The following is a 26,354-nucleotide window of genomic DNA, read 5'->3' as shown; positions in this document are numbered from 1 at the left end:
TCCTGCGGGGTTAGGGCATTCATGGCGTTACAGTCACTGCTGCTCAGCCGTGACGATGATGTAATCCGCGTCTTGCGGCGGGTGCTCACCGACCTCGAGATCGACGTCGAGGTCTGCAACGGGTCCGACAAGGCAGGCGAGCAGCTGGCGCGCCGCAAGTGGGACGCTATCATCATCGACTGCGACGACGTCCAGGGCGCGGTTGACGTGTTGCGCACGGTACGCCAGAGCCCGTCCAACAAGACTTCCACTACTTTCGCCATCATCAACGGCATCACCAGCGTGCGCATCGCCTTCGAGCTGGGCGCCAACCTGGCGCTGGAGAAACCGATCACCGCCGACCGCGCCAAGCACAGCTTCCGCGCCGTCCACGGCATGATGCTGGCCGAGCGCCGCCGCTACTACCGCCACCCGGTGGACATGGCGGTCACGCTGAAGTTTGAAGACAAAGACACCGGCCGCAGCTTTGACCTGATGGCCACTGCGGTCAACCTGAGCGAAGGGGGCATGGCGCTGAACCTCAAGTCGAAGCCGCCGGACACCAAGGCGGTTGCCATGGTTCATTTCATGCTGCCGGGAACCAAGACTTGGATTGAGACTCCGGGGACCATCGCTTGGGCGGATGGCGAAGGATTGGCCGGCGTACGTTTTGAAAACACGCCCTACGCCGTCAAAGAACATATGGCGCGCTGGTTTACCCAGACGATGACGGCAGAAAAGAAGCCGGCCCAGCCGGCGCGCGAGAAACGCAGGTTCTGGCAAAGCTGAATTGCGTGTTCTAACTTCGGGTAGGCACCTCGCCAGGGCGGCGTGTTCGCGCACGAGGGCGTGCGCGCTCCAACGGCGATACGCACACGCCATCGCGTGTGGTTATCAGTGGCTAGTCCGTTCAGTGATCGTCTTAAGTACGAAGTTCCGCCGCGCCGGAATAGGCGAGCTCCCCGGACGTGTCTTCCTCGGTTTCCTCCCACAACGTCCGGTCGCGCAGCAGGCGAGAGACCAGCGCGGTGTGCATGGCGTGGCCGGCGCGGTCAGCCACAACGCGGCCGATGATGCGACGTCCGAGCAGAGCCAGGTCGCCAATCAGGTCCAGCACCTTGTGACGGACGAATTCGTCCGGGTAGCGGAGAGGTCCGTTGACCACGCCGTCGCGGGTGAGCACGATGACGTTTTCCGGCGTGGCGCCGCGGATCAGGCCCTGGTCGCGCATGGCCTTCTCCTGCTCCAAGAAACCGAAAGTGCGGGCCGGCGCGATCTCGCGGCGGTATTGGCCGTCGGAAAGTTCCACTTCGAAGGTTTCGCGGCCGATCAGCGGATGCGGAAAATTGATGGTGTAGGAAACCGAATAGCCGGGCGCAGGATACACCGCCAGCGATTTGCCGGCCTCGCGAAGCTCCAGCTCGCGGCGGATGCGCAGGTAAATCCGGCGCCGTCTCTGCTTCTTCAGCCCGACGCTCATCACCAGGTCCATGAACGGACGCGCGCTGCCGTCCAGAATTGGCAGCTCCAGGTTGTCGAGTTCGACGATGGCGTTGTCCACGCCCAGGCCGATCAACGCCGATAGCAGGTGCTCAGTGGTGGAGATGAGCACGCCTTTCTTCATCAAGCTGGTGGCGTAGCTGACACGGGCGACGTTGCGGCTGATGGCTTCAACCAGGAATCCATCCAGGTCCAGGCGGCGAAAGACAATGCCGGTGCCCGCCGCCGCCGGCAGGATGCGCAAATGCACGGGCGCTCCCGAATGCAAGCCTACGCCGTGACATTCAACCGCGCTGCGGATTGTCTGTTCGTATGCCAGAAGGGAGGTCGCGCTCACTTTCCGCGCAGCCATACCGATTAGACCCGCGCCGACCGGATCCAGTTTCGGTATTCTCTAACTATTTTACGATGAAGAGATTACATCGGCGGGTGATTCCTTGGCTGTGGCTAATTCACCACACTTGAGGTCATTTTGGACGCAGGCATCACACTGCTAACATCCCGTTAGTGGCTACTTGATGGGGGGAAACTCAATGAACGGCCGGGTGGAACAGCGTTCCGCCAAAGATCAGAACCAGCACCAGCAGAATCAGAAACAGCGCCAGCAGGAAACGCGCGATGGTGGCAAAGCCCGCGGCCAGGCCGGAGAAGCCCAGCAATCCGAAGATCAGAGCGCAGACGGCAAAGATGATCGCCCAAGTCAGCATCTCTGATTGGAGGGCACAGGTACGTCGGGGGTTGCCGCAATTTACCCAATTCGGCAATTACCCGATTCCGCAATCCTTACTCGATGGCAGCTTCGACGCGCCGCGCTTCTGCAATGATGCTCTGGAAGATACGCGTAATGGCATCGTGGTCGAAGGGGCCGCTATTGCCCTGCCGGACGCGGGCCAGCACCTGCTGCTCGCGTTCGGGATCCACGATCTCGACGCCGGATTCGCGCTTTACCTTGGCCAGCTCGCAGGCAAGCTTGGCGCGGATGTTAAGAAGCTGCAGCAGCTGGCCGTCGAGAACATCAATCGCGGCGCGCCAGTCGGATATTTGGGTAGCCATGGGTTTTCTCCTGTCAAAAACAAAAGCCGCGAACCTTGAGAGTTCGCGGCTTCGGTCTGGAATCTTTGCGCTGGTTCTAGGTCGCGTACGCACAAGCTCCGCCTAAGCCGCTGCTCCCGAAGGAGAAGCGGTAACTAAAGGCGTAGCTAAATCGAGTGCGAGACATATGCGCAGGAGCATCATGCCTTGTCACAGGCAGGTGTGTCAATTAGCCATTTGGGTTAGCCGGACCGCGGCTGCCACTCATTTCGCGGCGGCTTGCAGATAGAACTGCATGAAATTGAACGCCTCAAACCGGGTCAGCTCTGCGCTACCGCTGCTTGAGGTTTGCCGACAAAAAATCGCCGCGCCAGGAACCGCAATACCGCCCAACCCACCCGGCCGAGGAGCATAGCGGTCAAAATCCAAACCGCGAGCAACGGCAAGTGCACCAACAGCTGTACCATCGCGTCTGCGTAATCAGTGAGTCCGGAAAGTGTGCTCAGGACGGCTAGCCTCGCCTGGTACCGCGGACGCCAGTGCAGGCCCAACACCTCCGCCTCCGCGACGGTCCCGATCGTGATGGCAATTGCCGCCATTTCCACTTGTCCAGATAAATACCTCCGCTCGGCTTCCAGCCGTTCAATTTCGCCCCGCACTTCGCTGAGCTTTTCCGTTACCGCGACGATGTCTTTCACCCGGCTCGCACGTTTGATGATCGCCAGGTATTGCGACTCTTCGGCGCGAAGATTGCGCAGCTTCGCATCTTCGTCGGTCAACGTCCGCGAGACGTCGCGGGAGTCGGTGCTCTCTTTTTGGACGCTGGTGGCCAATTGACGCACCTGGCGGCGCACTTCGTCGAAGTGAGCGACAGGCACTTGCATCGTCACCTGTGCCCACTGCGAGCGCTCGGTCCCGGTCACAGCCGAGTTCTGGATGGTGCCTGCGTGTTGAGCCGCTAGCTCCGCCAATTTCTCAACCATTTCCGCTGGGCGTGCAGTCTGAAGCTGAAAGTCAGCCGTGCGAACGATCCGTAGCTCATCGTTGAGCTGACGCACTCCTCCCAGGAATCCAGCAGGCACACCGCCCGGCACGCCACCGATGACGCCGCCCATGACACCGCCTCGCTTCATAGGGCCTGCTGCGGGTGCAGAAACGCTTTGACGGACTTGCTCGCCGCGCAATTCGGCCAATGCTGTCGAATGCGGACGAGGTTGCTGCCATGGGCGAGCGTCGAAATACCAGGCCAAGCTCCCCAGCGCGAGCAGGACAATGAATGCACTGCTGAAATTCTGCCGGTATTTTGCGATCGCACCCGCCATAACCGCCTCCTACTACGGCATAGACAAATCAAAGGAGAGAATTGTTCCGAGTACAGAACGATAGGTCAGCGTGAGGTTGCAGCGTTTTCTTGAAGAAAATAAAAAGGGCGGGTTCGCTCCCGCCCTACCAACTACCGACTGCTGACCTTCTAGATGTCCAGATTCTTCACGTCCAGCGCGTTGTCTTCGATGAACTTCCGCCGCGCTTCCACGTCTTCGCCCATCAGCGTGGTGAAGATGGCTTCGCAAGCCTCGATGTCCTCCGCCTTCACCGCCAGCAGGGTGCGGCGCTCGGGGTCCATGGTGGTCTGCCACAATTGCTCGGCGCTCATTTCGCCCAGCCCTTTGTAGCGCTGCACCGTGAAGTCCTTCTTGCCCTCGTTGAGCACGTAATCGAAGAGCTCGCGGACGGTCGGCTTCTCCACCGGCTCCAGCTCCGGACCCTTGCGGCGCGCGGCGGCCTTGGGCGCCTTCTTCTCCGCCTTTTCCAGTTCCGCCTTCTCGGTCTCGCTGAGTTCTTCTTCCTTGTTGCCGTTGGTGGCGGTTTCGCGCGTCTTGAACTCGATGACGAACGGCGGCTCCATGTTCTCCGCGATCTGCTTGTACTTCGCCATCATCTGGCGATACTCCGGCGTGGAGGCCAGTTCCCAGCCAATGACGTGCTCGGCGCCCTGGGCGTTGACGAAGTGCACCTGCCACAGGTTGTGCTCCTCGTCATACTTCACTTCCACGCTCTTGAGTTCTTCCTGCTTGGCGATCTTCTTCAGCTCTTTCTCGAGTTCTTTGATCTTCCGGGGCGGCGCGCTCTTCTCGCCTTCAAAGTCGGCGCGCTTGGCCAGATCTATTTTCGGCAGCACGCCGGCGACGGCTTCGCTGCGCAACCGGTTGCAGACTTTGTCGAAGAAATCGAGATAATCCTTCAGCGTGGTGATGAACCGCGTCAGCGGCGCGCCTTCCAGCTTGGCCGCGCCTTCCCCGTAGCGCACGATGATGCCTTCGGAGGCGCGCTTCACCATCACCCGCACGAACTCGCGGTCGTCCTTGATGTACTGCGTCGCCTTGCCCTTCTTGATGCCGTACAGCGGCGGCTGCGCGATGAACACGTTGCCGCGCTTGATCAGCTCGTTCATGTGGCGGAAGAAAAACGTGAGCAGCAGGGTGCGGATGTGCGAGCCGTCCACGTCGGCGTCGGTCATCAGGATGATCTTGCCGTAGCGCAGCTTGATGGGATCGAAATCATCCTTGCCGATGCCGGTGCCCAGCGCCGTGATCATGGCGCGGATTTCCTCGTGCCCGAGCATCTTGTCGTAACGCGCCTTCTCCACGTTCAGGATCTTGCCTTTCAGCGGCAGGATGGCCTGGAAACGCCGGTCGCGTCCCTGCTTGGCGGTGCCGCCGGCGCTCTCGCCCTCCACCAGGAACAGTTCGCAGCGCTCCGGCTGGCGCTCGGAACAATCGGCGAGTTTGCCCGGCAATCCCCCGCCGTCGAGTGCGCCTTTGCGGCGGGTCAGATCACGCGCCTTGCGCGCCGCTTCGCGCGCCCGCGCCGCCTCGATGGCTTTGTTGATGATCTTGCGCGCCACCGGCGGGTTCTGCTCGAAAAACGCTCCCAGGCGCTCGTTCACGAACGCCTGCACTGTTCCGGCAATGTCGGAATTCAGCTTGCCCTTGGTCTGCCCTTCAAACTGTGGCTGCGACAGCTTTACCGAGATCACCGCCACCAGGCCTTCCCGGACGTCATCGCCGGTAAGGTTCTCCTTCACGTCTTTGAACAACCCAAGCTGCTGCCCCGCGTAGTTGATGGTGCGGGTAAGGGAGGTGCGGAAGCCGGACAAATGCGTGCCGCCGTCAACCGTGTTGATGTTGTTGGCGAAGCTGAAAACGTTTTCCGAGTAGCCGTCGTTGTATTGCAGCGCGATTTCCATGGTCACGCCGTCGCGCTCGGCTTCCATGTAGATGGGCCGGTCGTGCAGCACTGATTTGCCTTTGTTCAAATGCTTCACGAACTCGGCGATGCCGCCGGTGTACTTGAATTCCAGGCGCTTGTTTTCGCCCGTCTTGGCGTCGGTAGAGCGCTCGTCGGTGAGCGTAATCACCAGGCCCTTGTTGAGGAAGGCCAATTCGCGCAGCCGCTGCGCCAGGGTGTCGAAGTTGTATTCAGTAACCGTGAAGATGGTTTTGTCGGGTGTGAAATGGACCTTGGTTCCGCTCTTGCGTCCGGCGCTGCCAGTTTTCTTCAGCTTGCTGGTGGGCTCGCCTCGGGAATAGCTCTGTTCGAAAGTGCCTTGATCAGGCCGCCATACTTCCAGCTCCAACTCTTCGCTCAGCGCGTTGACGCAGCTGACGCCAACGCCGTGCAATCCGCCCGATACTTTGTAGGTCGAGGAATCAAACTTGCCGCCGGCGTGCAAGGTGGTCATCACCACTTGCGCGGCAGGAATTTTTTCGCCGTCGATGTCCATGTCGCCGACCGGAATGCCGCGGCCGTTGTCCACCACGGTGACCGAGTTATCGATATGAATCGTGACCTCGACGCGGTCCGCATATCCGGCCAGCGCCTCATCCACCGAATTGTCCACCACCTCGTACACCAGGTGATGCAGCCCCAGCTCGCCGGTCGAACCGATGTACATGGCGGGGCGCTTGCGCACCGCTTCCATTCCGCCCAGCACTTTGATGGAGTCGGCAGTGTAGGCGGCGTCGCCGTTGCCGTTGGAAGCGCGGCCATTGCTGCTCTTGCCCGCGACTTCTGCGTCTACTTTGCCGTTCTTTTTTTCCGCTTTCGCCTCGACGGTTGCCGTGGCGCTCACGTTCTCTTTGCTCGCCATGAATCTCCGATAGGGAACACAGCTCGGGCCTGCGACGCGCCGTGAAAACGGCCGCCAAAAATCACGTCAAATGATTGAAATTACTCACACTTAGTGGGTGCCCGAACAACTTCATTCTACCACAAAGGAAGGGAATTTTGGGGCCGGAGAATGGCCGTAAATTGCTGTTCACGCGGGACTTACGAGGCTAAGATTTCGGGCCGCCCGGAGCCGCGGAATGGCGCTGTTTTGCACCGGATTTCCACCACAAATCGGAGCCTCAATCTCCCGGGCGAGGTGAGTATGCCCGAGTCGAAGGGACCCTACAGCCGCATCTGCCGATGCGGCATTCCAACCGCGCATGTTGTTTATCCCGCCACCTTGATCGCTTCCCGAGCTTGACGAATCACGATGTCGTGCTTGATCTGGTTGTAGAGATCTTCTGACACCAGCAAGCGCGAGAGCAGCTCCAGCTTATTGCGATACGGACGGTTCTCGATCAGGCGATCCAGCGTGAGGCTCTCCACGATGCCGAGCGACATGAGCTGTTCGCGCGTGGCGGTGTTGATGTCCACCAGCGGCTCGCGCCAGCCCGCCATGTATCGGCGGCGATGTTGCACAGCCGCGAAGGTGAACGCGCCGGCGAATGCCAGCCCAATGCCAAACATGAATGCGCCAAGATGACTTTTCACGATTCCCCCACTGCAGTCAGTCATTTCCGGTCATGCTGACTGCCATCTTCGCCCCGCCACCGGCAATCTGCTGCGCACGCGCGCGTGCCTCGAGCCAGATCTGACGCATCTGCTCCGCCATTTCCGAGCGCTCTTCCCTGGTCACCGCCTCGGCAATCAGAATGCCGACTGGCAGCCCAAGCGCAAGCCCCGTCAGGAAGTTTTTCATGCGCGCCACCCGTAGTCCCTAGAACAGATGCCTCCGCGCCGGTACGGTTTGCCGCGCCATTGCTGGCTGCCGTTGTGGAGTAGAAGCGTTTCGCCGGCTGAAGCCCGCTCGACATGACATTTGTCTTCGAGACGCGGGCGGCACGACTGAAGTCGTGCCCTTCCCGCTGATTTCGTTTTGCTCCTCGGTGCTGACCCTGCGCCTAGGCCAGCGCCGAGGTGCAGAAGGCGCACTTGCGCGCCGCAATCGGAATTTCGCTCATGCACTCGGGACATTTCTTCGTGGTCGGATCCGCCGGCGCCGGTTCCTTGTGATAACGCTGGATCAGCGTGTTGATCGGCAACACGACAAAGTAGTACACGGCCGCCGCGACGATCAGGAACGACAGTACCGCGTTCACGAAGTCTCCGTACAGAAACCGGCTGCCGTGCAGGTCGAAATAGAAGGCGGAAAAATCCGGCTTGCCGACGATGGCGGCAATCAACGGCGTCAGAAGGTCCTTCACCAGGGCGGCCACCACCGTGCCAAACGCCGCGCCGATCACCACCGCCACCGCCAAATCCACCACGTTGCCGCGCAACAGGAATTGCTTGAAGCCTTTCATGGCTGATCCTCCTCAGAGCCGGTTTGCGGCCCGTCCAAGACAAACGACAAAATCCAGGCGGAGCATCATACTGCAATGGTGTAGCGGCGCAATTCCTTCCGCCGCGATAGGCGGACACGAACTCTGCCCCAAGCGGGAACATTCCGGCAGCAATAAAAATGGGGCGGTTGGCTCGCCCCCATTCGGTCCTGACTGTGCAGGCGCTCAGATCCTCATCGGCATCACGATGTAGCGGTACTTGTAGTCGCTGTCCGGCGGCTCTTCCGGCCGCAACTGTCCTGCCGACTGCGGATCTTTGAATTCGAATCGCACCTCGCCAGTGCCGGCGGCTTTGAAAAAGTCCAGCAGGTACTGGCTGTTGAAGCCGATGGTCAGCGAATCGCCCTGGTAGCTGGTCTCAATCGAGTCTTCCGATTCGCCGGCATCGCTCGACGACGACGAAACCTTGATCTCTCCCTTATCCAACTTGAGCCGGATCGCCCCGCTGCGTTCGTCGGCAAACTGCGCCACGCGCTGGATGGCCGACGAGATGGCCTCCGTGGGCACGGTGACGGATTTGCTGTTGTCGCGCGGCAGCACCGCCTCGTAGTTGGGAAATTGCCCGGTAAGCTGGCGTGAGGTCAGCAAGCGGTCGCCAAGCCGGAAAAACAGCGTGGATTCGTCTTTGGCGAACTCTACGTGCTCGCCGTCGTAATCGCTGAGCAGCGAGTTCAGCTCGCCCATCGCTTTCTTTGGCACCAGGATCCGCATCTCGCCCGAAACGCCGTGGAAACGCGCGGACGTGTTCTCGATGTGCGCCAGCCGATGACCGTCGGTCGCAACCATGATCATCGACTCCGGCTTCAGCACCAGCAGCGCCCCGTTCAGCGTGTAGCGCGACTCTTCGTTTGAAATCGCAAAAATTGTCTTTGCGATCATCCGGTGCAGCATTTGCGACGGCAGCTTGAACGCTGTCCCGCCCGGAAACGCGGGCAGGCTGGGAAAATTCGAGCGCGCCATGCCCACCATCTTGGTGTTGGAGCGGCCGAGGCGCAGGTTGACCCAGTGGTTCTCCAGCAGCTTGATGGCGATTTCGCCGTCGGGCAGCAGCTTGACGTAGTCGAACAGCCGCCGCGCCGGAATGGTGCACGCGCCTTCCTTCTTGATCTTGGCCGAGCAACCGGTGCGCAGGCTCAAATCCAGGTCGGTGGCCGTGATCGAGAGCCGATCCCCCGCAGCTTCGAACAGGAAATTCGACAGGATGGGAATCGTGGTCTTGCGCTCGACCACGCCCTGGGTCGCCGTCAGTTCTTTCAGCAAATCCGACTTGCTGACCGTGATTTCCATTACGCCCCCTTTGACCTCGGGGACCTCCGATACGCGCGTCGCGGTTGTTTCCGTCACTGCGGTGCCCCTCCCGACCAGGGTCCCCCGAAATCCAGGGTGACCGTTTGCGATCTGCCCGAAACCGCGCGGCTGGGATGCGCTCTCGGGGTTGCTTTGACGCTTACTTCTGTGGACTTAACTTATATCAAAAGAAAATTCAATAAAACAGCAGTAGAAGCCGTTGGCCTCGAAAATGTGGAAGACTCCGGCAAATCACTTCGAGTCGGCCACTTACGCGCTCTTAACACCCTGTTCATAAGGGAATTCCAATGTGCTTGACACAGCATAACCCCGGCCGCCGCCTTAATACTTCTCCGTGTTGCACGCTTTCCACATTCCGTCCACAGCGCCTGCTTCGGATTACGCGCCACTGCCGTGGAAAAACCGAACTAAGGGCCGATTCATCGGCTGTCGCCACCACCGACTTTTCCTTAACCCACAGCGAGAGGAAGCTCCTGATCTTTGGCGAGCCCATCAGCGCGAGGCCACAAAAAAAGCACGGCTTCTCGCCGTGCTCGCACCAATCCTCATTCCCGTCATCCGCCCAGGGTCTCGGTCAGCTTGTTGAGCAACCGGTTCAGGTCCTTGTCGTTTTTGCGCACGGTGTCAATCTTGTCAATCGAGTGCAGCACGGTGGTGTGGTGCTTGCCGCCGAACTGGCGCCCGATTTCCGGCAACGAAGAATCGGTCATGTGCTTGGCCAGGTACATCGCGATCTGCCGCGGGTACACGATGGCGCGCGAGTTGTTCTTCGCCTTGATCTCCGCCAGGCGCAGCCCGAATTGCTCCGCCACCGCCTTCTGAATGGAATCAATCGTAATTTTGCGCTGCTGCGAATCAATGAAGTTCTTGAGGACGGTTTGCGCATAGCTCAGGCTGATCTCACCGCCCGTCAACGATGCGTGCGCCACCAGGCGAATAAACGCCCCTTCCAGTTCTCTGACGTTGGAGCGGATATTGGAAGCGATGAACAATGCCACGTCGGTGGGCAGCTGCACCCGTTCCGACTCCGCCTTCTTCTGCAGGATGGCGACCTTGGTTTCCAGGTCGGGCGGCTGGATGTCAGCGATCAATCCCCACTCGAAGCGCGAGCGCAGCCGGTCTTCGATCTCGGCCAGCTCTTTTGGCGGCCGGTCGCTGGCGATAATGATCTGCCGCATCGACTCGTGCAGCGCATTGAAGGTGTGGAAGAACTCTTCCTGCGTCCGTTCTTTCTGCGCCAGGAACTGGATGTCATCGATCAGCAGCACGTCGACGGTGCGGAACTTGTCACGGAAACTGGTCATCTTGTCGTAGCGCAGAGAATTGATCATCTCGTTGGTAAAGCGCTCACTGGACAAGTAGCAGATGGACATCTGCGGGTTATGGCGTTTGACCTCGTGCCCGATGGCCTGCATCAGGTGCGTCTTGCCCATGCCGACACCGCCATAGAGGAACAGCGGGTTGTAGGCTTTCGAGGGACTCTCCGCCACCGCCAGCGCGGCGGCGTGGGCGAACTGGTTGCCGGCGCCGCAGACAAAGGCCTCGAAGGTGTAGCGCGGATTCAGTTGCGCGGCGCTGTCCCAGTCGAAGCGCTGCTGCTGCTGCACCTTCACCCCCGCCGCTGCCGCCGAGGTCCCGGCCAAACCAGGGGATGGGGCGGGATTAAACCCGCCATCGTGCCGCACCGGGGTGTTGGCCGCCGCCGTCGGCGCCGGTGGCGACACCGGCGGCAGGGTCACGAACTCGATGTCCTGTAACTCCAGGCCCAAGTCCTCCATCGCTTCCAGGATCAGGTCCTCGTAGCGCTCCGCCATTTGTCCGAACTCCGGGTTCGGCACCAGCACGAACAGCGTGTGATCGCTGGTATGACTGAAACGGGTCGGCTTCAGCCACGTGTCGTAGGAGTGGCGGTTGATCTTCTTTTCCAGCGCATCCAGAATGCGCATCCAGGGATTCACAGCAGTGATTGCGGACGACACGGACATGATGATTCCAATCTCTCACCGGATTCCGCCGACGAACATCCGGCATAAAACTTGGCCGGCGCTCTTTTTTCCGCGCCGAATACTTGTGTTTCCCGACGCTCTGCATTCCACCTTGCGCAGCACGCGCCGCGTATGCCGATCAAAACTGCTCTCGACTCAGGAGTGTTGTACCTGTGACTTCATGCGGCACTGCAAGGTGGTTCAGAGTTGCACTCATTCAGTGCAGTCAGCTTTTTCGTAACCTGCGCGCATACTAGCATGAAAATTTTCTTCGTGTCGGAATTGTTGCCGGTAAAAAAAAAATTGAGCGCGAAAATTGCAGCATCTGGACACGACATGTCAAGTATTGATTTCGTAATGACGCAAGCGTGGTGCAATTTTGCTTCCGAGCTGCGGGTTGAATTTCAACCGGCGTGGCTGCATTGGCGATCGAGTGATTGAGGTTGACGGAGGGGATCAGTAAATCACAGATCTCTCAATCGCAAATGAGGCGCGCTAGCCACTTCGTATCCTCGTCAGATATACTTTCAGTTTGGCCCCTTCATAATTTTCTCCACTGAGGAGCACTCACTTTTCATGCCGAAGCGCACGTTCCAGCCAAACCGGCGCCGCCGGTCCAAAACGCACGGATTTCGCAGCCGGATGAAGACCAAGAGCGGACAAGCGGTTCTCTCGCGCCGGCGCGCCAAGGGCCGCAAGCGGGTCTCGGTCAAGCCCGGCTTTCGGGATTAGCCCGCCTTCTGCGGTCAATGTCGCGGTGAAACCCCTGTCCCATTCTTTTGCAGCACGCGCCGATGCTTCCGCCTTCGAAGCGGTGCGCCGATGCGCGTCACCGGAACGCCCGGGCAACGACGCGTCTGGCGCCGGCCTGCCGCCCGCCGGCGCCGTGTCCGGCAATGCGCTGCGTTTCGCCAAGACCTCGAAGCTTCTTCGCCATTCAGATTTTCAGCGCGTGTACAAACAGGGCCGACGCCACTTCGCCGCGCACATGACCGTGTTCTACCTGCAGCGGACTGATGTAGCCGGGCCGCGCTCGGCCGGGACTGTCACTGGGCCGCGGGTCGGGTTTACCGTGGGACGCATCCTCGGCGGCGCCGTGGACCGCAACCGGATCAAGCGCCGCCTGCGCGAGGCGGTGCGCCACCACTTGTCTGGGCTGGCGCTGCCCGTCGATGTGGTGATAAACCCGAAGAAGTCGGCGCTGCTCGCCGAGTTTGCCGTTCTGGACCAGGAGATAGCCCGCGCCTTCCGGGTGATCAGCGAAAAGGCTCGCATATGAAATCGGCGCTCCTCACCTTGTTGCGCGCTTACCAGCGGTGGATCTCGCCGCTGCTGTCGCCGGCGTGCCGTTATGTCCCGAGCTGCTCGGAATATGCGCACGAAGCAATTGATTCTCACGGTGCCGTGAAAGGCGTCCTGCTTGCCGCCTGGCGCCTGCTGCGCTGTCATCCCTTGGCGCGCGGCGGATTCGATCCCGTGCCGAACGGTGTGGCACACGCGCCCGCGCGTGTGCGCGACCTCAAGCCTGAAACCTTGCGCCTGAAGCCTGAATGAATGGAAACATGCAAAACCCGCAGCAGGACCCCGGCACGGAGCGCAGGCTGCTGCTCGTCTTCGTCCTGACCTTTGCCGTCCTGCTCATCTCGCAGCCGCTGCTGATGAAGTACATCAAGCCGCAGGCGCCCGCGCCCGAGCAGAAGCCGGCCGCTACCCAAGCCGCACCCGCGCCCGCTCCTGCCGCCCCTGCCCCGGCGATGGCAGCTCCCGCCGCGGCCAAACGCGGTGCAACAAAGCCGGCAGCCAACCGCCAAGCCGCCGCCGAGCAGGAAACGGTGATCGAAAACGATCTCTACCGGATCACCTTCACCAATCGCGGCGCGCAGGTGAAGTCGTGGGTGCTGAAGCAATTCAAGGATGACGAAGGTCATCCCCTCGAGCTCGTGCACCAGGCCGCGGCGCAGCAGTTCGGATACCCGCTCTCGCTGTGGACGTATGACGAGGGCCTGCGCAAAAAACTGTCGGCGGGACTCTACGTGCCCTCTCGCGGCAAGGACCCGGCGGCAAGCAGCGCGGGTGATGTTCTGCATCCGCCCGCCGACATCACCTTCGATTACGCGGATGGCGACATTGTGGTTCGCAAGGCGTTTCACTTTGATCACTCTTACGTGTTGAAGATCGAAACCTCGGTCCTGCAGAACGGCCAGCCGATCCGTGCTTTTCCGTCCTGGCCGGGCGGCTTCGGCGACCAGGTCTCGCCCGCCGCCTACGCCGCCGCCACCATCGATCTCTATAACGGGGAAAGGAACTGGCATGGCAGCGAGAAGGTGATCCGCCGTGCCATGAAGAATGTCAGCGGGGGAGGGACCATCAACGGTCCGTTCGCCTGGGGCGCCGCCGCCGATCAGTATTTCGCCGCCGTCTTCATGCCCGACGATCCCAAGGATGCCGCGCTCATCATGCTGCGCAATCCCGTCGAGATTCCCAAGGACCCGGCCAAGCCCGACGGCGACAAGGTCAAGCTGGAAGTTGTTGGGGCCGCTGTCGGCAATCTCAGCGGCCTGACCTCGGAACGTCTTTTTGCCGGCCCCAAGAATCTCGACGTGCTGCAAAGCGTCAAAGCGCCGCCCCTGGCTGGGGAATCGGCCACCAATCTTGGCAGCCTGGTGGATTTCGGCACCTATCTCGGGTTCATCGCCAAGCCTCTGTTCCTGTGGTTGCGCTGGACCTATCACCACGTGGTGGCGAACTGGGGATGGTCGATCATCATCCTCACTGTCGTCATCAACGTCGTGGTCTTTCCGCTGCGGCTCTCCAGCATGAAGTCGGCGCTGAAGATGCAGAAAATGCAGCCGCAGGTCAACGCCATCAAGAGCCGCTACCAGCAGAAGATCCGCAACTTGAAGCCCGGCGATCGCACCGGCAAGATGGAATTGTCTTCCCAGCAAAACCAGGAAATCGCGGCCCTGTTCAAGCGCGAGGGCGCCAACCCGATGGGCGGATGCATTCCCATGCTCATCCAGTTCCCATTCCTGGTGGCGTTCTACTCCATGCTCGGCAGCGCCATTGAGTTGCGCCAGGCGCATTTTGCCTGGCTGCACGACCTCTCTTCGCCGGACCCATTGCACATCCTACCCATCCTGATCATCATCACGACGCTGGCGGTGCAGAAGATGACGCCGCAAGCCGGCATGGATCCGGCGCAACAAAAAGTCATGACCCTGATGATGCCGGTCATGCTCGGCGTCATCTCGTGGAACCTGTCGTCGGGACTGTGCCTCTACTGGGTGGTGGGAAACCTGGTTTCCATCATCCAGCAGTACTGGATGAACAACACGCGCTTCGGGCAGGAAATGCGCGCCGAAGCTGAAAAGCGCGCCCGCAAGAAAGGCGTGCCGGTGAAGACGTAAGAGTTTCGAAGCAGGTCACGGATGTTTCCAATCAAGCAGGCGAAACCTGCGAAACATCCGAAACCTTCTTTGCTATACTGCGAAGCTTTCAAGATTCATGCCGATCGCCGACAAAGTCGCCTCTGCCCGCAAAGTCGAAAGCTTGCTCCGAGTGGCCATTGTCAAGGGCGGTTTCAAGCTGAAGTACCGCATCACCGTGGATCCTCCGCTTCCCGAGGAACGCGATTGGGAGAAGCCCGACATCCTGGTCGAACTGGCCGGGCCCGACAGCGACCTGTTGCTGGAACGCGGTGGCGAACTGCTGCGCGCCTTCGAACACCTGGCCATCGAAATGCTGCGCCTGGGCCGGGAGGAGCACGACCGCGTCAGCTTCGATTGCCGCGGATTTCGCGCCATGCGCATCCAGGAGTTGAAGCTGGCCGCCGACGTTGCCGCCGACCGCGTGCGCAAGACCGGAACACCCTACGAATTCGGCCCCATGAGTTCGCGCGAGCGCCGCATCGTCCACCTCGCCCTTCGCGATCATGCCGACCTGCGCACCGAGAGCGCCGGGGAAGCGGGTGGCCGGCACGTGGTTCTCTATCCCAAGGACTACAAGGCGCGTCCTCCCGCCGCCCCGCGCTTCGGCCGCCGCCGGTAATTCACCGTCTATTGATTCATACGCAGGCCTCGGAACCCCAGCCCGAGCCGAAGGACTCTCAACCCGGCTTGCAACTGGAAACCAGAAACCAGAAACTAGAAACTTGCAATTAGACGACACCATCGTCGCCATCTCCACCCCTCCCGGTCGCGGCGGCATCGGTATGGTTCGCCTGGCCGGCCCCGACGCGCGCTCCATCGCCGCGCACATGCTCCGCTTCGGCAGCGAGCTGCAACCCCAGAGCGCCCTCTTCGGCGAATTCATCGATCCCGACACCCAGGAACGAATCGACGAAGTGGTGGTCACGTTCTTCCAGAAGCCGCACTCCTACACCACCGACGACATCGTCGAAATCTCCGCCCACGGCTCACCGGTCGTGTTACGACATATTGTGGAGCTCGCCCTTGCCCGCGGCGCGCGCCTCGCCGAGCCCGGAGAATTCACCATGCGCGCCTTCCTCCATGGCCGCCTCGACCTCACCCAGGCCGAGGCGGTGCGCGACCTCATCGACTCGCAAACGCTCTACCAGGCGCGCGTCGCCGCCCAGCAACTGGGAGGCGCGCTCTCCCACCGGCTGTCGCCGATCAAGCAAGGGTTGGTTGAATTGATCGCCACGCTCGAAGCCGGCGTGGACTTTGCCGAAGACGATGTCTCCGTTCTTCCCGCCCCGCAGATCATGGCGCGCATGGACGCCATCGCCGCCCCACTGCGCGAACTCTCTCGCTCCTTCGCTTACGGCAAATTGGTGCACGAAGGCCTGACGCTCGCCATCGTCGGCCGCCCCAACGTCGACAAGTCTTCGCTGTTCAACCGCCTGGTCGAGCGCGAGCGCGCCATCGTGACCGCCGCGCCCGGAACCACACGCGATCTGGTCACCGAAACTGTCGCCCTCGGCGGCATCCCGGTGCACCTGGTGGACACCGCCGGCATCCGCCAGGCGCCGAATGAAGCGGAAGCCGAATCCATCGGCATCCGCAAATCTCTGGAGGTTCTTGCCGACGCCGATTTCGTCCTCGTCGTCACCGACGCCTCCCAGCCACTCACGCCGGAAGACCGCGAGCTGATCGAGCAAGTCAGCGGACGAAACGCGCTTGTCGTTGCCAACAAATCCGATCTACGAACCCAATTTTCAGGAATGTCATCCCGAGCGACTGAGGGGAACCATGACCCGAGCACGCGATCACTCGATCACCAGATTCAAACGTCCGCCCTCACCGGCGCCGGCATCGCCGAACTTCGCGCCGCGATCCTCGGCCGCATCGCCGGCGGCTCTCCCCAGCAGGAAACCGCCTTCCTCACCAACCTTCGCCAGCAGAAACTGGTGGAAGATTCTCTGGCCGCGCTTGCCGGCGCCGCCCGTGCCGTCGAAAACAATACTCCGCACGAAATGCTTTTGCTCGACCTCTACAACGCGCTCCGCCCGCTCGACGAAATCACCGGCGCCACCACCACCGACGACATCCTCAACCTGATCTTCTCCACCTTTTGCATCGGAAAGTAGACGAAGATCACAGATTTTCGGCGCAGAATCCGTTACTCTGTCCGGCTCACATGGACTGGTTTTTCGAATCTCTCGACCTGTTCGTGCCTCTGGCGGTCTGCACGTTCATGGCATGCAAAGCCAGCTGGCGCTGGGCGCGCTACAGATTCCTGCATGTGTCAGCTCGCTACTGGCCCACGACGGACGCGTTGGTCCAGGTGATAGAGCGGGACGAGCCTTTCGCCATCTGCGGTCTGCGCGTGGAGTACGAATATCGGGTGGACGGAAAGTTCTATGCCGGTGAGCTTGTGTACAACACGTTGTTCACCGAGGCCTATGCACAACACTTCGTGGAGCGAAACCGCTACCTCATTCACTACGATCCGCACCGGCCCGAACGTTCTCTGTTGCCGCTCGATGCGCGGCCGGTTTACTCCGGTGAACAGGTCTTGATCTGAAATCGCGTATTCAAAATTGAGCTACGGCACAATGATCCTGCTTCCCTCCGGCGCTCCTACCGCCAGCTTCTCGGGAAAATTCGCCAACAGGAAGTCCAGGAACGCGCGCGACTTCGGCCTTCCCGAGGTTTTTCCCAGCGCCAGCCGCAGCGTGAACACCAGCGCCTTCAGCACGTCGCCATCCTTCAGCGTCGAGTAGCCCCGGCTCTGCTCTTCCACTTTCCGCATCTCCTGCAGCGTCTTCGAGATCTCCGCCGCAATCGCATGCTGCACCGGGTTCGACGTCGGTTGCTCGTAGATCAATCCCGACTTCACCTGCGTCTCATACGTCTTGGCCATCGCGGTCAGCGCCGCGATCACGTCCCGGTCGTACACCTGGCGGTCGCGGCGCCCGGACTGCGCGATAGCAAAACTCATGCCGGCCAGCAGCGGTTCGCGCTCGTAGAGGAACGAATCCGGCACGTCGACCTCGGGCATCAGCGCCTCGCGATCCAACTCGGCCAGGTGACTCATGTTTTCGTTCTTCCGCGCCTGCTGCAGATACGGACACTCGCTGGGACAATCCAGCGTTACCTCGCGCTCGGTGCCGCAGCAGATGGGGCAAATGCGGTCGTGCACCGCCGGACAAAAGCGCTTCTCTTTTCGCTCATGACAGATCGCACAGCTCAATTCGTCTTCTCCATTGCTCTCGGCCCCCGCGCGCGAACCCCTCATTATCCCATTAGCAAACAAAGCCAACCCGCCGGTTCGACCCAAGGGCTCGAGCGAATTCCTCGGTGGCGGATTTCTTCGGCGCCAATCTGCGCTTCCAGCCTGATTTTCGCTCCCCATCCCCTCAAAAGGGGCATTTTTTGCGGGTTTTCCACAGGAAGATGCGAAAAACCCGCATAAAATCAGGCTTCCGCGCTTCTCAACCGCTCGCGCCCTGTTGTACCATGGCCGCTATCGAGTTAAGCATTCTGGACTCACAATTCAAGGAGGATGTATGGCAGCAGGCATGACCAAGACTCAGCTCGTCCGCCACGTGGCCGAAAAGGTCGGCACCAACAACAAGACCGCGGCCACTTTCCTGGAGACGCTGGCTGAGACGGCCGTCAAGGAGACCAAGAAAAACGGCCTGTTTGTTCTTCCCGGCCTCGGACGCTTGAAGAAGGTGCAGCGCAAGGCACGCATGGGCCGTAATCCCCAAACCGGCGAGCCCATCAAGATCGCAGCCAAGACCACCGCGAAGTTCTATCTCGCCAAAGCCGTCAAGGATGCAATCGCTCCCAAGAAATAGTTTGCTCTTTGTGTTTCGGTAACTGGGCCGGCCTCGCGCCGGCCTTTATTTTTCTGCTTTCCCGTTCTGAAATTCCATTCCCGCCGCAGTTCATTCCTTCGAATCCCGTGTCCGCTCCCGGCCTACAATTTCCTTTAGCCGAGGTGACGCCCATGAAGTCCAAGGCTGCCATGGTCCTGATCATTCTGCTCCTTATTTTCCTGTTCCCCGCGCGCGTGAACTCACAATGGCCGCCGATGCCGCAGGAACTCGCCGGCGGCCGGCCGGGCACTTTTCATTTCTCCACCGACGCCCAGTCGCAGGCCGATCGTTACGACCTCGCCGAACTGCGCGCCAGCATCGAGCGCGTGCAAAGTCTCCTGCCCGCGATCCAGAATTCGGCCACGCGCCAGGCCCTGCAGGTGGAAGTGCAGAAGTGGCAAATCCACGCCGCGCGTTACGAGCAGCGCTTGTCGGTGAGCGCCAGCCCTACGGCCGCTGCGGCCGAGGCGCGTCTCAACCTCCTGAAAGGCCGGCGCAATTGCGCTCTTTGCCACGGCAACATGGGTGATTCCGGCCAGTGATTTGTGCTTTACCGGCTTATCCTGAGCGGTCTTCAGGTTTCACGACTTTTAGAGCGGAGTTATACGCACGTCATCCTGAGCGAGGGCGCACGCCCGAGTCGAAGGACCCCTGCGGTCTAGGAATGAATCTGCCGCCCTTGCTTTTTCCAAGACCGAAATCGAAACTGAATTCGTGCATCCTGAGCGCATCGCCGCCCTGCTTTCCCCCTTTCTCGGCGCTGCCTCGCTCAGCCCAACTCAACTCGAACAACTGTCGCGATATCTCGACCTTCTTCTCCGCTGGAACGCTCGCATGAATCTCACCGCGATTCGCGATGCGGAGCAGATCGTCGCTCGCCACTTCGGGGAATCCCTGTTCGCCGCTGTGCATCTCTACCCGTCCGGCAGCCTGCCGCCGGGAGCCAGCCTGAAGCCTGCCTCCTGCAGCCTGGTCGACATCGGCTCCGGCGCCGGCTTCCCTGGCCTGCCCATCGGGGTTTGGGCGCCCGGCCTGCACACCACCTTGCTCGAATCCAATCAGCGCAAGTCGACCTTTCTTCGCGAGGTTGTCCGTTGCCTCGGACTCGCGCAGTTGGATGTTCTTACCGGCCGCGCCGAAGCCCTCGCGCAAAACATAAGTAAGGTAGGCCCTGGCGCCGGCGCCGGGGCTGCGTATGAAACCACCGAAAGCGCTGCTGCCGCGGGTGCCCTGCCCGCGGCCGAGCTGACGGTCACGCTACGAGCGGTCGAGCATTTCGAAGACATTCTCCCCGTCGCCGTGAAGCTGCTTCACCACTTTTACGCGACCTCGCGCCGCCTTGGCCTGTTGATCGGTGAAGCGCAGGTAGCAGCCGCCCATCAACTCGCGCCCGCCGTCCAATGGTCAGGCGCGATCGCCATCCCCCAATCCTCGCAACGCGTGCTGCTGATCGGGAATTTGACGTAAGGAAATCCGCGACGCGGCTGGCCCGGTCCGTCAAGCCTGCGACTCTACTCCAAAGAATTTCTCCACGTCCCCCAACTGCGTCGTGCGGCGATACTTGGGCAGGCTGTCCAGAAACACTTTGCCGTACTGCTTCTTCAAGATCCGGTTGTCCATCAGCGCCAGCAGGCCGCGGTCGTGGAGCGAGCGAATCAGGCGCCCGAAGCCTTGTTTCAGGGTGATCACCGCCGCCGGCACCTGGTAATCGAAAAACGCATTCCCACCTGAGGCGTCAATGGCGCGAATCCTCGCCGCCACCACCGGATCGTTGGGCACCGCAAACGGCAGTCGATCAATAATGACGCAGCTCAACTGCTCGCCCTGCACGTCCACTCCCTGCCAGAACGAAGCCGTCGCGAACAGCACCGCGTTCGGCGTGGCCCGGAACTCCTCCAGCAATGCATTTTTCGGCGCCTGCCCCTGGATCATGACCGGGTACGCCAGCTCAGCCAGCAGGCGGTCGTGGATTTCGTGCATCTGCGCGTAGCTGGTGAACAAGCAGAACGCCCTACCCTGCGTGATCTCCAGCAGCCGGCGCATTCGTTCCGCTGCCTTCGCGGTGAACTCCGGCATGCGCGGATCCGGCAGGTCCGGCGGAATGTACAACAGCGCCTGCGATTCGTAGTGGAAGTGCGACGGCACCACCAGCTCGCGCGCGTTCTCCAGCCCGAGGCGCTGGCGGGCGTATTGGAAGCCGTTACTCACCGCCAGCGTCGCCGAGGTCAGCACCGATGTTTCCAGCTTGTCGAACAGGTACTGTCGCAGGATCTGCGACACATCAATCGGAGTCGCCTGCAGAAACACGTGCTGGCGGCCCTCGTAGGTCGATCGTCGAGCGTCGAGCGCCGACTTACGCGAGGATGGCTTCGCCGCCGAGGCTACGCGCGTTCCCCGCCGCTCAATCCAGAACACCGTGTTCGGGTCCTCGTTTTCCATCACGAACCCAAGCTGCACCTGCAGCTCCTGGGCTCGCCTGGCCAGCATGTGCAGCTCGTCCGGCTTGTTCTTCACCGCCTGCAGCTCCGCCTGCAACCGGCCCAGCGCCCGCATCGCCGCCCCGTACTCGTCGCCGTTTTCTTCCAGGAACTCGCGACGCCCGGTGAAGGCAAACCGCCCTTCTCCCGCCGGCAGCAGAGAGAAGAATCTTTGCGCGTGCTCGCGAACTCCGGCTGTCGCCTGCAGCAATGCCGGCGACGCCAGTTGCGCCTTCTGCAGTGTTCCCTCCACGTCGCGGGCCAGCTCTTCAAAGCGCGGCGTGCTCACGCTCACTCCGAAATAACTCGCCGCCACGTCCTCCAGCTCGTGCGCCTCATCGAAGATCACGGCGGCGCAATCCGGCAGGATGCCCGCATCGGTCTCGCCTTCGGTCGCCATCTTGATGGCCAGGTCGGCAAAGAACAGGTGGTGATTTACGATGATGATGTCGCTCTCCGCCGCCTTGCGGTGCATCTCGGTGATAAAGCAGCGGTCGAACTGCTGGCACTTTTGTCCCAGGCACGACTCCGCCCGCGCGTCCAGCTTCGGCCACAACGCGCTCGATTCGGCAATCGTCACCAGTTCGGAGCGGTCGCCGGTTTGCGTCGTCTTCTCCCACTCCGCAATCGCGCGATACTGCTGGATCTCCTCCAGCCCGCTCAGCACCGGCTGGTCGGAAAGGTCATAGAGCTTTTTCCGGCAGAGATAATTGTTCCTGCCCTTCATGTAGCAGACGCGCAGCTCGCCGATATGCTGCGACAGGAACGGAACATCCTTATAGAAGAGCTGCTCCTGCAGCGTCTTCGTTCCCGTGGACACGATTACGCGCTTGCCGCTTCGGATCACGGGCAGCAGGTACGCCAGGGTTTTTCCGGTGCCGGTGCCGGCCTCGACGATCAGGTGCCGCCGCTCTTCGAGCGCCTTCGCCACCTCTTCCGCCATCTGCAGCTGCCCGCGCCGGAACTCGTACGCCGGATGCGTCTTCGCCAGCAATCCCCCGGGCGCGAAGAAGCTGTACAGAGACCCGGTGGCGGGACTGGTCGCGGGTTTGGCAGGTGTGGACACGGGCGTGAAAGCTGTCATCCTGAGCGAGGCCACCGGACTGAATGAATTGGCGACCGAGCGAAGGACCTCGAACGAGCCGGAGGCGCTTCCTTATAATAGCTGCTGGAAGATTTGAAATTGGAAATTTGAGAATTTGAAATCTGCCCGACGCAAACGCACCAATTACCAATTTTCAAATTTCCAATTGCAAATTTCTGTGCCTCATGCCTCCCAATCCGCCGCCCACCTCCCGACCCTCGCCATCGTCGGCCGCCCTAACGTGGGCAAATCCACGCTCTTCAACAAGCTCATCGGGCGCCGCCGCGCCATCGTCACCGACGAGCCCGGCATCACCCGCGACCGCCTCTACGGCGAGACGGAATGGAACGGACGCCGCCTGCGCGTCATCGACACCGGCGGCATCATTCCCGACGACAAGGAACTCATCCCGGCGGAAATTTTTCGCCAGGCCCGGGTCGCGCTTGATGAAGCCGACGCCATCGTTCTCGTCGTCGACGGCCGCACCGAGCTTGTCTCCCCTGACATCGACCTGGCGCGCATGCTCATTCGCGGCGGCAAACCGCTGTTTCTCGCGGTCAACAAAATCGACACTCCCAAGCTCGAGGCAGCCGCGGAGAATTTCCGCCGCCTCGGCATTCGAAACCTTTTCGCCATCTCCGCCGAGCACGGCCTCAACGTCGCCGACCTGCTCGACGCCATCATTCAGAAATTGCCCGAAACCGTGTGGCAGGGGTCTTCGACCCGTGACTCGCGATCCGCGAAACCAGCCACTGAGAGCACAGAGCAGCAGTTCAAGAAAAGCACTCCACAAGATTCCATATCCGAAGTTGCACCGCAGCCAGAGGAAGAAATCCTTTCCTCCGCGCCCTCCGGGATAAATCTTTCTGAACGCGAGACCCGCGTCGCCATCATCGGACGTCCCAACGTCGGCAAGTCCACGCTGCTGAACACGCTCACCGCCACCGATCGTGCCATCGTCTCTCCCATGCCCGGCACTACGCGCGATGCGGTCGACGAACTGGTGGAACGCGACGGCCACGCCTACCGCTTCATCGATACGGCCGGCATCCGCCGCAAAGGCAAGACCAACCTGGTCGCGGAAAAGCTTTCCGTGGTCATGGCGCGCAAGCACCTCGAAGCCGCCGACATCGCCCTGCTCATCATCGACGCGGCCGAAGGCGTCACCGCGCTCGACGCTACTATCGCCGGTTACGCTCATGAGAGCGGGCGCTCCGTCATCGTCGTCGTCAACAAGTGGGACCTGGTCGCCAAGAAAGAAGATGAGCGCGCGCGCCGCGCCACCACGCGCCATCGCGGTGGCGTGCAGTTCCGTCGCGGCAGCATGAACGCCCGCATCGCCGCTCGCGCCGGCAGCGATAACGGGCACAAGCCCGCCGACCGCAAGATTTACGAGGAGGAACTTCGCCACCAGCTGAAATTTCTCGACTACTCCCCCGTCGTTTTCGTTTCCGCCAAGGCCGGCACGAATGTGGAGAAGATTTTTGATCTCGTCGCGCAGGTCGCCGCCGAACGCCGCAAGCGTATTCCCACTGCCGCCATGAACCGCTTCGTGCAGAGCATCGACTTCGACCGCGCCTCGGTTCCCTACTCGCGCCGCGTCAAAATTCTCTATATGACCCAGGCCGGCACCTCGCCGCCCACCTTCGTCCTCTTCACCGACCGCGCCGTCAAATTGCATTTTTCCTACGAGCGCTTCCTGGAAAACCAGATCCGCCGCGCCTTCGGTTTTTTCGGCACACCCATCATCATCAAAACCCGCGCCCGTAGTTAGCCACAGTAGTTAGCCACAGAGGACACAGAGAAATGACCTTCACTTGGCCTGACGTTCGCCGTGCCAGTGCGTCCATTCATTCAGGTATGCGTTACGCGCCCGTAGTTAGCCACAGCCCACGTATAATCCCGTTTCGACGAATGGAGCCTCCGATGCGCTTTCTCACCGCCGTTGTCTTCGTCCTGCTCTCCTTCAGCCTTTTTGCGCAGACGCCGTCCGCCGGGCCGCCACCCCCGAAGCTCAACCACTTCAGCGTCGACGAAGTGGACCCCTCGCTGGACGCCTGCACCGACTTCTACAAGTACGTCTGCTCGAAGTGGCAAGCGGCGAATCCCATTCCCGCCGACCAGGCCGCCTGGGGCTCCAGTTCGAACCTTCAGATCTGGAATGAGACCGTGCTCCGCGACACGCTGGTGCAAGCCTCACAGCCTTCGCCGAACCGTTCTGCCATCCAGCAAAAGATTGGCGACTACTGGACCGCCTGCATGGACGAATCCGGCGCCAACGCCGCCGCGCTCAAGCCCATCCAGCCCCTCCTCGACGCCATTGACAACCTGCGTTCTATCTCGCAGCTTGCTCCCGTGCTGGCGCGCCTTCATCTCTCCGCCCCCGCTGCCTGGGACGCGGGCAGCACCCAGACCAACGCTCCCGTCTTCGGTTTCGGACAGACTCAGGACCTTGCCGACGCCACCCTGGTCGTCGCCTTGGTTGATCAGGGCGGCATGGGCATGCCCGGCCGCGATTACTACCTCGAAGACAATCCTCGCTTGAAGGAAGCCCGCGGCAAATACCAGCAACACATTCAGAAGATGTTGACCCTCGCCGGCGAACCAGCGGCACAGGCTGCTTCCGACACGGCCGCCATCATGAAAATGGAAACCGCGATGGCCCGCGCCGCCATGGATCCGGTCCGACGTCGCGATCCAAAAAACATTTACCACGTCATGACCCTCGCCCAGGTGAAGGCGATGACGCCCTCGTTCAATTTCGCCGAGTACTTCAAACTTGTCGGGGCTCCTGCCCCCCAACACTACGTCGTCAGTGAGCCGGGGTTCTTCACCGCCCTGCAGCAGCTCCTCAAGTCCGAGCCGCTGCCGGCCTGGAAAGCCTACCTGCGCTGGTGGACGATCTCCCAGCACGCTCCCTACCTCAGCCAGCCCTTCGTGGAAGAGAATTTCGATTTCTACGGCCGCACTCTGACCGGCGCGCAGCAGCTGCAGCCGCGCTGGCGCCGTTGTGTGCGCGCCGCCGATCGCGATCTTGGCGAGGCCCTCGGTCAAGCTTACGTAGACAAGGCATTCCCGCCCGAGAGCAAGCAGCGCACCAGCGCCATGGTGAAAAACGTCGAGGCGGCGCTGGGCCGCGACATCCAGCAGATTGACTGGATGACTGCTGCCACCAAGCAGCAGGCGGAAACCAAGCTTCACGCCATCGAGGACAAAATTGGATATCCCAACCGCTGGCGCGATTACTCGGCGGTGAAGATCACGCCCGGCAGCTGGTCCGACAACGTGGCGCAGGCCACCGCCTTCGAGTTTCACCGCCAGCTCGACAAGATTGGCAAGCCCGTCGACCGCGCCGAGTGGACCATGACTCCGCCCACCATCAACGCCTACTACGATCCCCAGCTCAACACCATCAACTTTCCCGCCGGCATTCTGCAGCCTCCATTTTTCGATCCCGCGCTCGACGATGCCGTCAACTACGGCGCCATCGCCACCGTGGTCGGCCACGAGATCACGCACGGCTTCGATGACCAGGGGCGCAAGTTCGACGCCAAGGGCAATCTCAGCGACTGGTGGACGCCGCAGGACGCGCAGGCTTACGAGCAGCGCGGCGCCTGCATCGCCGAGCAATACACGGCCGAAGTTCCCGGCACCGGCGTCAAGCAGAACGGCAAGCTGACGCAGGGCGAAGACACCGCCGACAACGGCGGCACTCGCCTCGCCTTTATGGCGCTGGAAAAGCTATATAAAGAGAAGGGCAAGTCGATCGACGACAAAGAATCCGACGGGGTCACCCCGCGCCAGCGTTTCTTCCTCGCCCATGCGTTTGAGTCCTGCTACAACATTCGGCCTGAAATCGCACGCACCCTCATCGTCACCAACCCGCACTCGCTGCCCGTCTTCCGCGTCAACAACGTGGTTTCCAATATGCCGGAATTCCGGCAGGCCTTCGGCTGCAAACCCGGCCAGCCCATGGTCCGCCAAAACGCCTGCCGCGTCTGGTAACCCCGTGGTTAGCCACAGAGGAAAAGG

25 protein-coding genes are annotated in these 26,354 nt (G+C 61.1%); 13 read left to right on the top strand and 12 right to left on the bottom strand.

The genetic code is table 11. From position 1 onward, the window contains the following. Positions 1 to 21: 21 nt before the first annotated feature. Positions 22 to 768 carry a PilZ domain-containing protein gene (locus VFI82_01965; GenBank protein HET7183420.1) on the top strand — a complete coding sequence of 249 codons (747 nt, stop codon included), beginning with the start codon at positions 22 to 24 and terminating at the stop codon, positions 766 to 768. Between the two features lie 133 nt (positions 769 to 901). Here the strand turns inward: VFI82_01965 and lpxC are convergent, their stop codons facing one another. The 10 genes from lpxC to dnaA all read right to left on the bottom strand — a co-directional run bounded on the left by lpxC (position 902) and on the right by dnaA (position 11,476). Next, positions 902 to 1,831: a UDP-3-O-acyl-N-acetylglucosamine deacetylase gene (gene lpxC / locus VFI82_01960; GenBank protein ID HET7183419.1), complete on the bottom strand. Its 930-nt coding sequence runs from the start codon at positions 1,829 to 1,831 to the stop codon at positions 902 to 904. A gap of 178 nt (positions 1,832 to 2,009) precedes the next feature. After that, a complete protein-coding gene (locus tag VFI82_01955; GenBank protein ID HET7183418.1) occupies positions 2,010 to 2,186 on the bottom strand; it encodes a DUF1328 family protein in 177 nt (58 codons plus the stop codon). 76 nt (positions 2,187 to 2,262) lie between these two features. Then, positions 2,263 to 2,532, bottom strand: coding sequence for a chorismate mutase (locus VFI82_01950; protein ID HET7183417.1), 270 nt, complete (start codon positions 2,530 to 2,532; stop codon positions 2,263 to 2,265). Between the two features lie 299 nt (positions 2,533 to 2,831). Next, entirely contained in the window at positions 2,832 to 3,644 is an 813-nt protein-coding gene (locus tag VFI82_01945; protein ID HET7183416.1) for a DUF4349 domain-containing protein, read from the bottom strand. Positions 3,645 to 3,982: 338 nt separating this feature from the next. After that, positions 3,983 to 6,661 carry a DNA topoisomerase (ATP-hydrolyzing) subunit B gene (gene gyrB, locus VFI82_01940; GenBank protein HET7183415.1) on the bottom strand — a complete coding sequence of 893 codons (2,679 nt, stop codon included), beginning with the start codon at positions 6,659 to 6,661 and terminating at the stop codon, positions 3,983 to 3,985. A gap of 347 nt (positions 6,662 to 7,008) precedes the next feature. Continuing rightward, entirely contained in the window at positions 7,009 to 7,332 is a 324-nt protein-coding gene (locus tag VFI82_01935; protein HET7183414.1) for a hypothetical protein, read from the bottom strand. Between the two features lie 16 nt (positions 7,333 to 7,348). Beyond that, positions 7,349 to 7,540 carry a hypothetical protein gene (locus VFI82_01930; protein ID HET7183413.1) on the bottom strand — a complete coding sequence of 64 codons (192 nt, stop codon included), beginning with the start codon at positions 7,538 to 7,540 and terminating at the stop codon, positions 7,349 to 7,351. A 202-nt stretch (positions 7,541 to 7,742) separates the two neighbouring features. Then, positions 7,743 to 8,144, bottom strand: coding sequence for a large conductance mechanosensitive channel protein MscL (gene mscL, locus VFI82_01925; GenBank protein HET7183412.1), 402 nt, complete (start codon positions 8,142 to 8,144; stop codon positions 7,743 to 7,745). Positions 8,145 to 8,348: 204 nt separating this feature from the next. Continuing rightward, complete coding sequence (gene dnaN / locus VFI82_01920) at positions 8,349 to 9,470, bottom strand: DNA polymerase III subunit beta (GenBank protein ID HET7183411.1); 1,122 nt, start codon at positions 9,468 to 9,470, stop codon at positions 8,349 to 8,351. A gap of 575 nt (positions 9,471 to 10,045) precedes the next feature. Then, on the bottom strand, positions 10,046 to 11,476 hold the full coding sequence (dnaA, locus tag VFI82_01915; GenBank protein HET7183410.1) for a chromosomal replication initiator protein DnaA: 1,431 nt from the start codon (positions 11,474 to 11,476) through the stop codon (positions 10,046 to 10,048). 576 nt (positions 11,477 to 12,052) lie between these two features. Here dnaA and rpmH point away from each other — a divergent pair. The 7 genes from rpmH to VFI82_01880 all read left to right on the top strand — a co-directional run bounded on the left by rpmH (position 12,053) and on the right by VFI82_01880 (position 17,461). Next, entirely contained in the window at positions 12,053 to 12,208 is a 156-nt protein-coding gene (gene rpmH / locus VFI82_01910; protein HET7183409.1) for a 50S ribosomal protein L34, read from the top strand. Positions 12,209 to 12,233: 25 nt separating this feature from the next. After that, a complete protein-coding gene (gene rnpA / locus VFI82_01905) occupies positions 12,234 to 12,755 on the top strand; it encodes a ribonuclease P protein component (protein HET7183408.1) in 522 nt (173 codons plus the stop codon). After that, positions 12,752 to 13,030 carry a membrane protein insertion efficiency factor YidD gene (gene yidD, locus VFI82_01900; GenBank protein ID HET7183407.1) on the top strand — a complete coding sequence of 93 codons (279 nt, stop codon included), beginning with the start codon at positions 12,752 to 12,754 and terminating at the stop codon, positions 13,028 to 13,030. Before rnpA ends, yidD begins: the two co-directional genes overlap by 4 nt. Beyond that, on the top strand, positions 13,027 to 14,883 hold the full coding sequence (gene yidC, locus VFI82_01895; protein ID HET7183406.1) for a membrane protein insertase YidC: 1,857 nt from the start codon (positions 13,027 to 13,029) through the stop codon (positions 14,881 to 14,883). The genes yidD and yidC overlap by 4 nt, the downstream gene beginning before the upstream one ends. A gap of 97 nt (positions 14,884 to 14,980) precedes the next feature. Beyond that, on the top strand, positions 14,981 to 15,523 hold the full coding sequence (locus VFI82_01890) for a R3H domain-containing nucleic acid-binding protein (GenBank protein ID HET7183405.1): 543 nt from the start codon (positions 14,981 to 14,983) through the stop codon (positions 15,521 to 15,523). A gap of 103 nt (positions 15,524 to 15,626) precedes the next feature. Then, a complete protein-coding gene (gene mnmE, locus VFI82_01885; protein ID HET7183404.1) occupies positions 15,627 to 17,024 on the top strand; it encodes a tRNA uridine-5-carboxymethylaminomethyl(34) synthesis GTPase MnmE in 1,398 nt (465 codons plus the stop codon). Between the two features lie 50 nt (positions 17,025 to 17,074). Continuing rightward, positions 17,075 to 17,461, top strand: a complete 387-nt coding sequence (locus VFI82_01880; protein ID HET7183403.1) for a hypothetical protein — start codon at positions 17,075 to 17,077, stop codon at positions 17,459 to 17,461. Between the two features lie 21 nt (positions 17,462 to 17,482). Here the strand turns inward: VFI82_01880 and VFI82_01875 are convergent, their stop codons facing one another. Beyond that, positions 17,483 to 18,130, bottom strand: coding sequence for a hypothetical protein (locus VFI82_01875; GenBank protein HET7183402.1), 648 nt, complete (start codon positions 18,128 to 18,130; stop codon positions 17,483 to 17,485). 316 nt (positions 18,131 to 18,446) lie between these two features. On the opposite strand from VFI82_01875, the gene VFI82_01870 reads away from it, so the two are divergent. The 3 genes from VFI82_01870 (at position 18,447) to VFI82_01860 (ending at position 20,228) form a co-directional block, all read left to right on the top strand. Then, entirely contained in the window at positions 18,447 to 18,740 is a 294-nt protein-coding gene (locus VFI82_01870) for an HU family DNA-binding protein (GenBank protein HET7183401.1), read from the top strand. A gap of 152 nt (positions 18,741 to 18,892) precedes the next feature. Beyond that, entirely contained in the window at positions 18,893 to 19,303 is a 411-nt protein-coding gene (locus VFI82_01865; GenBank protein ID HET7183400.1) for a hypothetical protein, read from the top strand. A gap of 172 nt (positions 19,304 to 19,475) precedes the next feature. Continuing rightward, positions 19,476 to 20,228: a 16S rRNA (guanine(527)-N(7))-methyltransferase RsmG gene (locus VFI82_01860; protein HET7183399.1), complete on the top strand. Its 753-nt coding sequence runs from the start codon at positions 19,476 to 19,478 to the stop codon at positions 20,226 to 20,228. Positions 20,229 to 20,258: 30 nt separating this feature from the next. On the opposite strand, the gene VFI82_01855 is transcribed toward VFI82_01860, so the two are convergent. Then, positions 20,259 to 22,304 (bottom strand): ATP-dependent DNA helicase, encoded by a 2,046-nt coding sequence (locus tag VFI82_01855; GenBank protein ID HET7183398.1) that lies wholly within the window; start codon positions 22,302 to 22,304, stop codon positions 20,259 to 20,261. A gap of 196 nt (positions 22,305 to 22,500) precedes the next feature. Between VFI82_01855 and der the strand changes: the two genes are divergently transcribed. After that, the gene (gene der, locus VFI82_01850) at positions 22,501 to 24,096 is read left to right on the top strand and encodes a ribosome biogenesis GTPase Der (protein ID HET7183397.1); all 1,596 of its coding nucleotides are present in this window, start codon (positions 22,501 to 22,503) and stop codon (positions 24,094 to 24,096) included. 152 nt (positions 24,097 to 24,248) lie between these two features. Further along, positions 24,249 to 26,327 (top strand): M13 family metallopeptidase, encoded by a 2,079-nt coding sequence (locus VFI82_01845; protein HET7183396.1) that lies wholly within the window; start codon positions 24,249 to 24,251, stop codon positions 26,325 to 26,327. Positions 26,328 to 26,354 lie beyond the last annotated feature (27 nt).

The organism is Terriglobales bacterium (assembly GCA_035691485.1).
Taxonomy (GTDB): Bacteria; Acidobacteriota; Terriglobia; order Terriglobales; family Acidobacteriaceae; genus JAIQGF01.
Note: the sequence above shows the minus strand (reverse complement) of the source record. Positions and strands in the feature narration are given on the sequence as shown.

Coding starts and splice junctions, on each gene's coding strand:
- VFI82_01965 (HET7183420.1), top strand. CDS start 22: ATGGCGTTACAGTCACTGCTGCTCAGCCGTGACGATGATGTAATCCGC.
- lpxC (HET7183419.1), bottom strand. CDS start 1,831: ATGGCTGCGCGGAAAGTGAGCGCGACCTCCCTTCTGGCATACGAACAG.
- VFI82_01955 (HET7183418.1), bottom strand. CDS start 2,186: ATGCTGACTTGGGCGATCATCTTTGCCGTCTGCGCTCTGATCTTCGGA.
- VFI82_01950 (HET7183417.1), bottom strand. CDS start 2,532: ATGGCTACCCAAATATCCGACTGGCGCGCCGCGATTGATGTTCTCGAC.
- VFI82_01945 (HET7183416.1), bottom strand. CDS start 3,644: ATGAAGCGAGGCGGTGTCATGGGCGGCGTCATCGGTGGCGTGCCGGGC.
- gyrB (HET7183415.1), bottom strand. CDS start 6,661: ATGGCGAGCAAAGAGAACGTGAGCGCCACGGCAACCGTCGAGGCGAAA.
- VFI82_01930 (HET7183413.1), bottom strand. CDS start 7,540: ATGAAAAACTTCCTGACGGGGCTTGCGCTTGGGCTGCCAGTCGGCATT.
- mscL (HET7183412.1), bottom strand. CDS start 8,144: ATGAAAGGCTTCAAGCAATTCCTGTTGCGCGGCAACGTGGTGGATTTG.
- dnaN (HET7183411.1), bottom strand. CDS start 9,470: ATGGAAATCACGGTCAGCAAGTCGGATTTGCTGAAAGAACTGACGGCG.
- dnaA (HET7183410.1), bottom strand. CDS start 11,476: ATGTCCGTGTCGTCCGCAATCACTGCTGTGAATCCCTGGATGCGCATT.
- rpmH (HET7183409.1), top strand. CDS start 12,053: ATGCCGAAGCGCACGTTCCAGCCAAACCGGCGCCGCCGGTCCAAAACG.
- yidD (HET7183407.1), top strand. CDS start 12,752: ATGAAATCGGCGCTCCTCACCTTGTTGCGCGCTTACCAGCGGTGGATC.
- yidC (HET7183406.1), top strand. CDS start 13,027: ATGAATGGAAACATGCAAAACCCGCAGCAGGACCCCGGCACGGAGCGC.
- VFI82_01890 (HET7183405.1), top strand. CDS start 14,981: ATGCCGATCGCCGACAAAGTCGCCTCTGCCCGCAAAGTCGAAAGCTTG.
- VFI82_01880 (HET7183403.1), top strand. CDS start 17,075: ATGGACTGGTTTTTCGAATCTCTCGACCTGTTCGTGCCTCTGGCGGTC.
- VFI82_01870 (HET7183401.1), top strand. CDS start 18,447: ATGGCAGCAGGCATGACCAAGACTCAGCTCGTCCGCCACGTGGCCGAA.
- VFI82_01865 (HET7183400.1), top strand. CDS start 18,893: ATGAAGTCCAAGGCTGCCATGGTCCTGATCATTCTGCTCCTTATTTTC.
- VFI82_01845 (HET7183396.1), top strand. CDS start 24,249: ATGCGCTTTCTCACCGCCGTTGTCTTCGTCCTGCTCTCCTTCAGCCTT.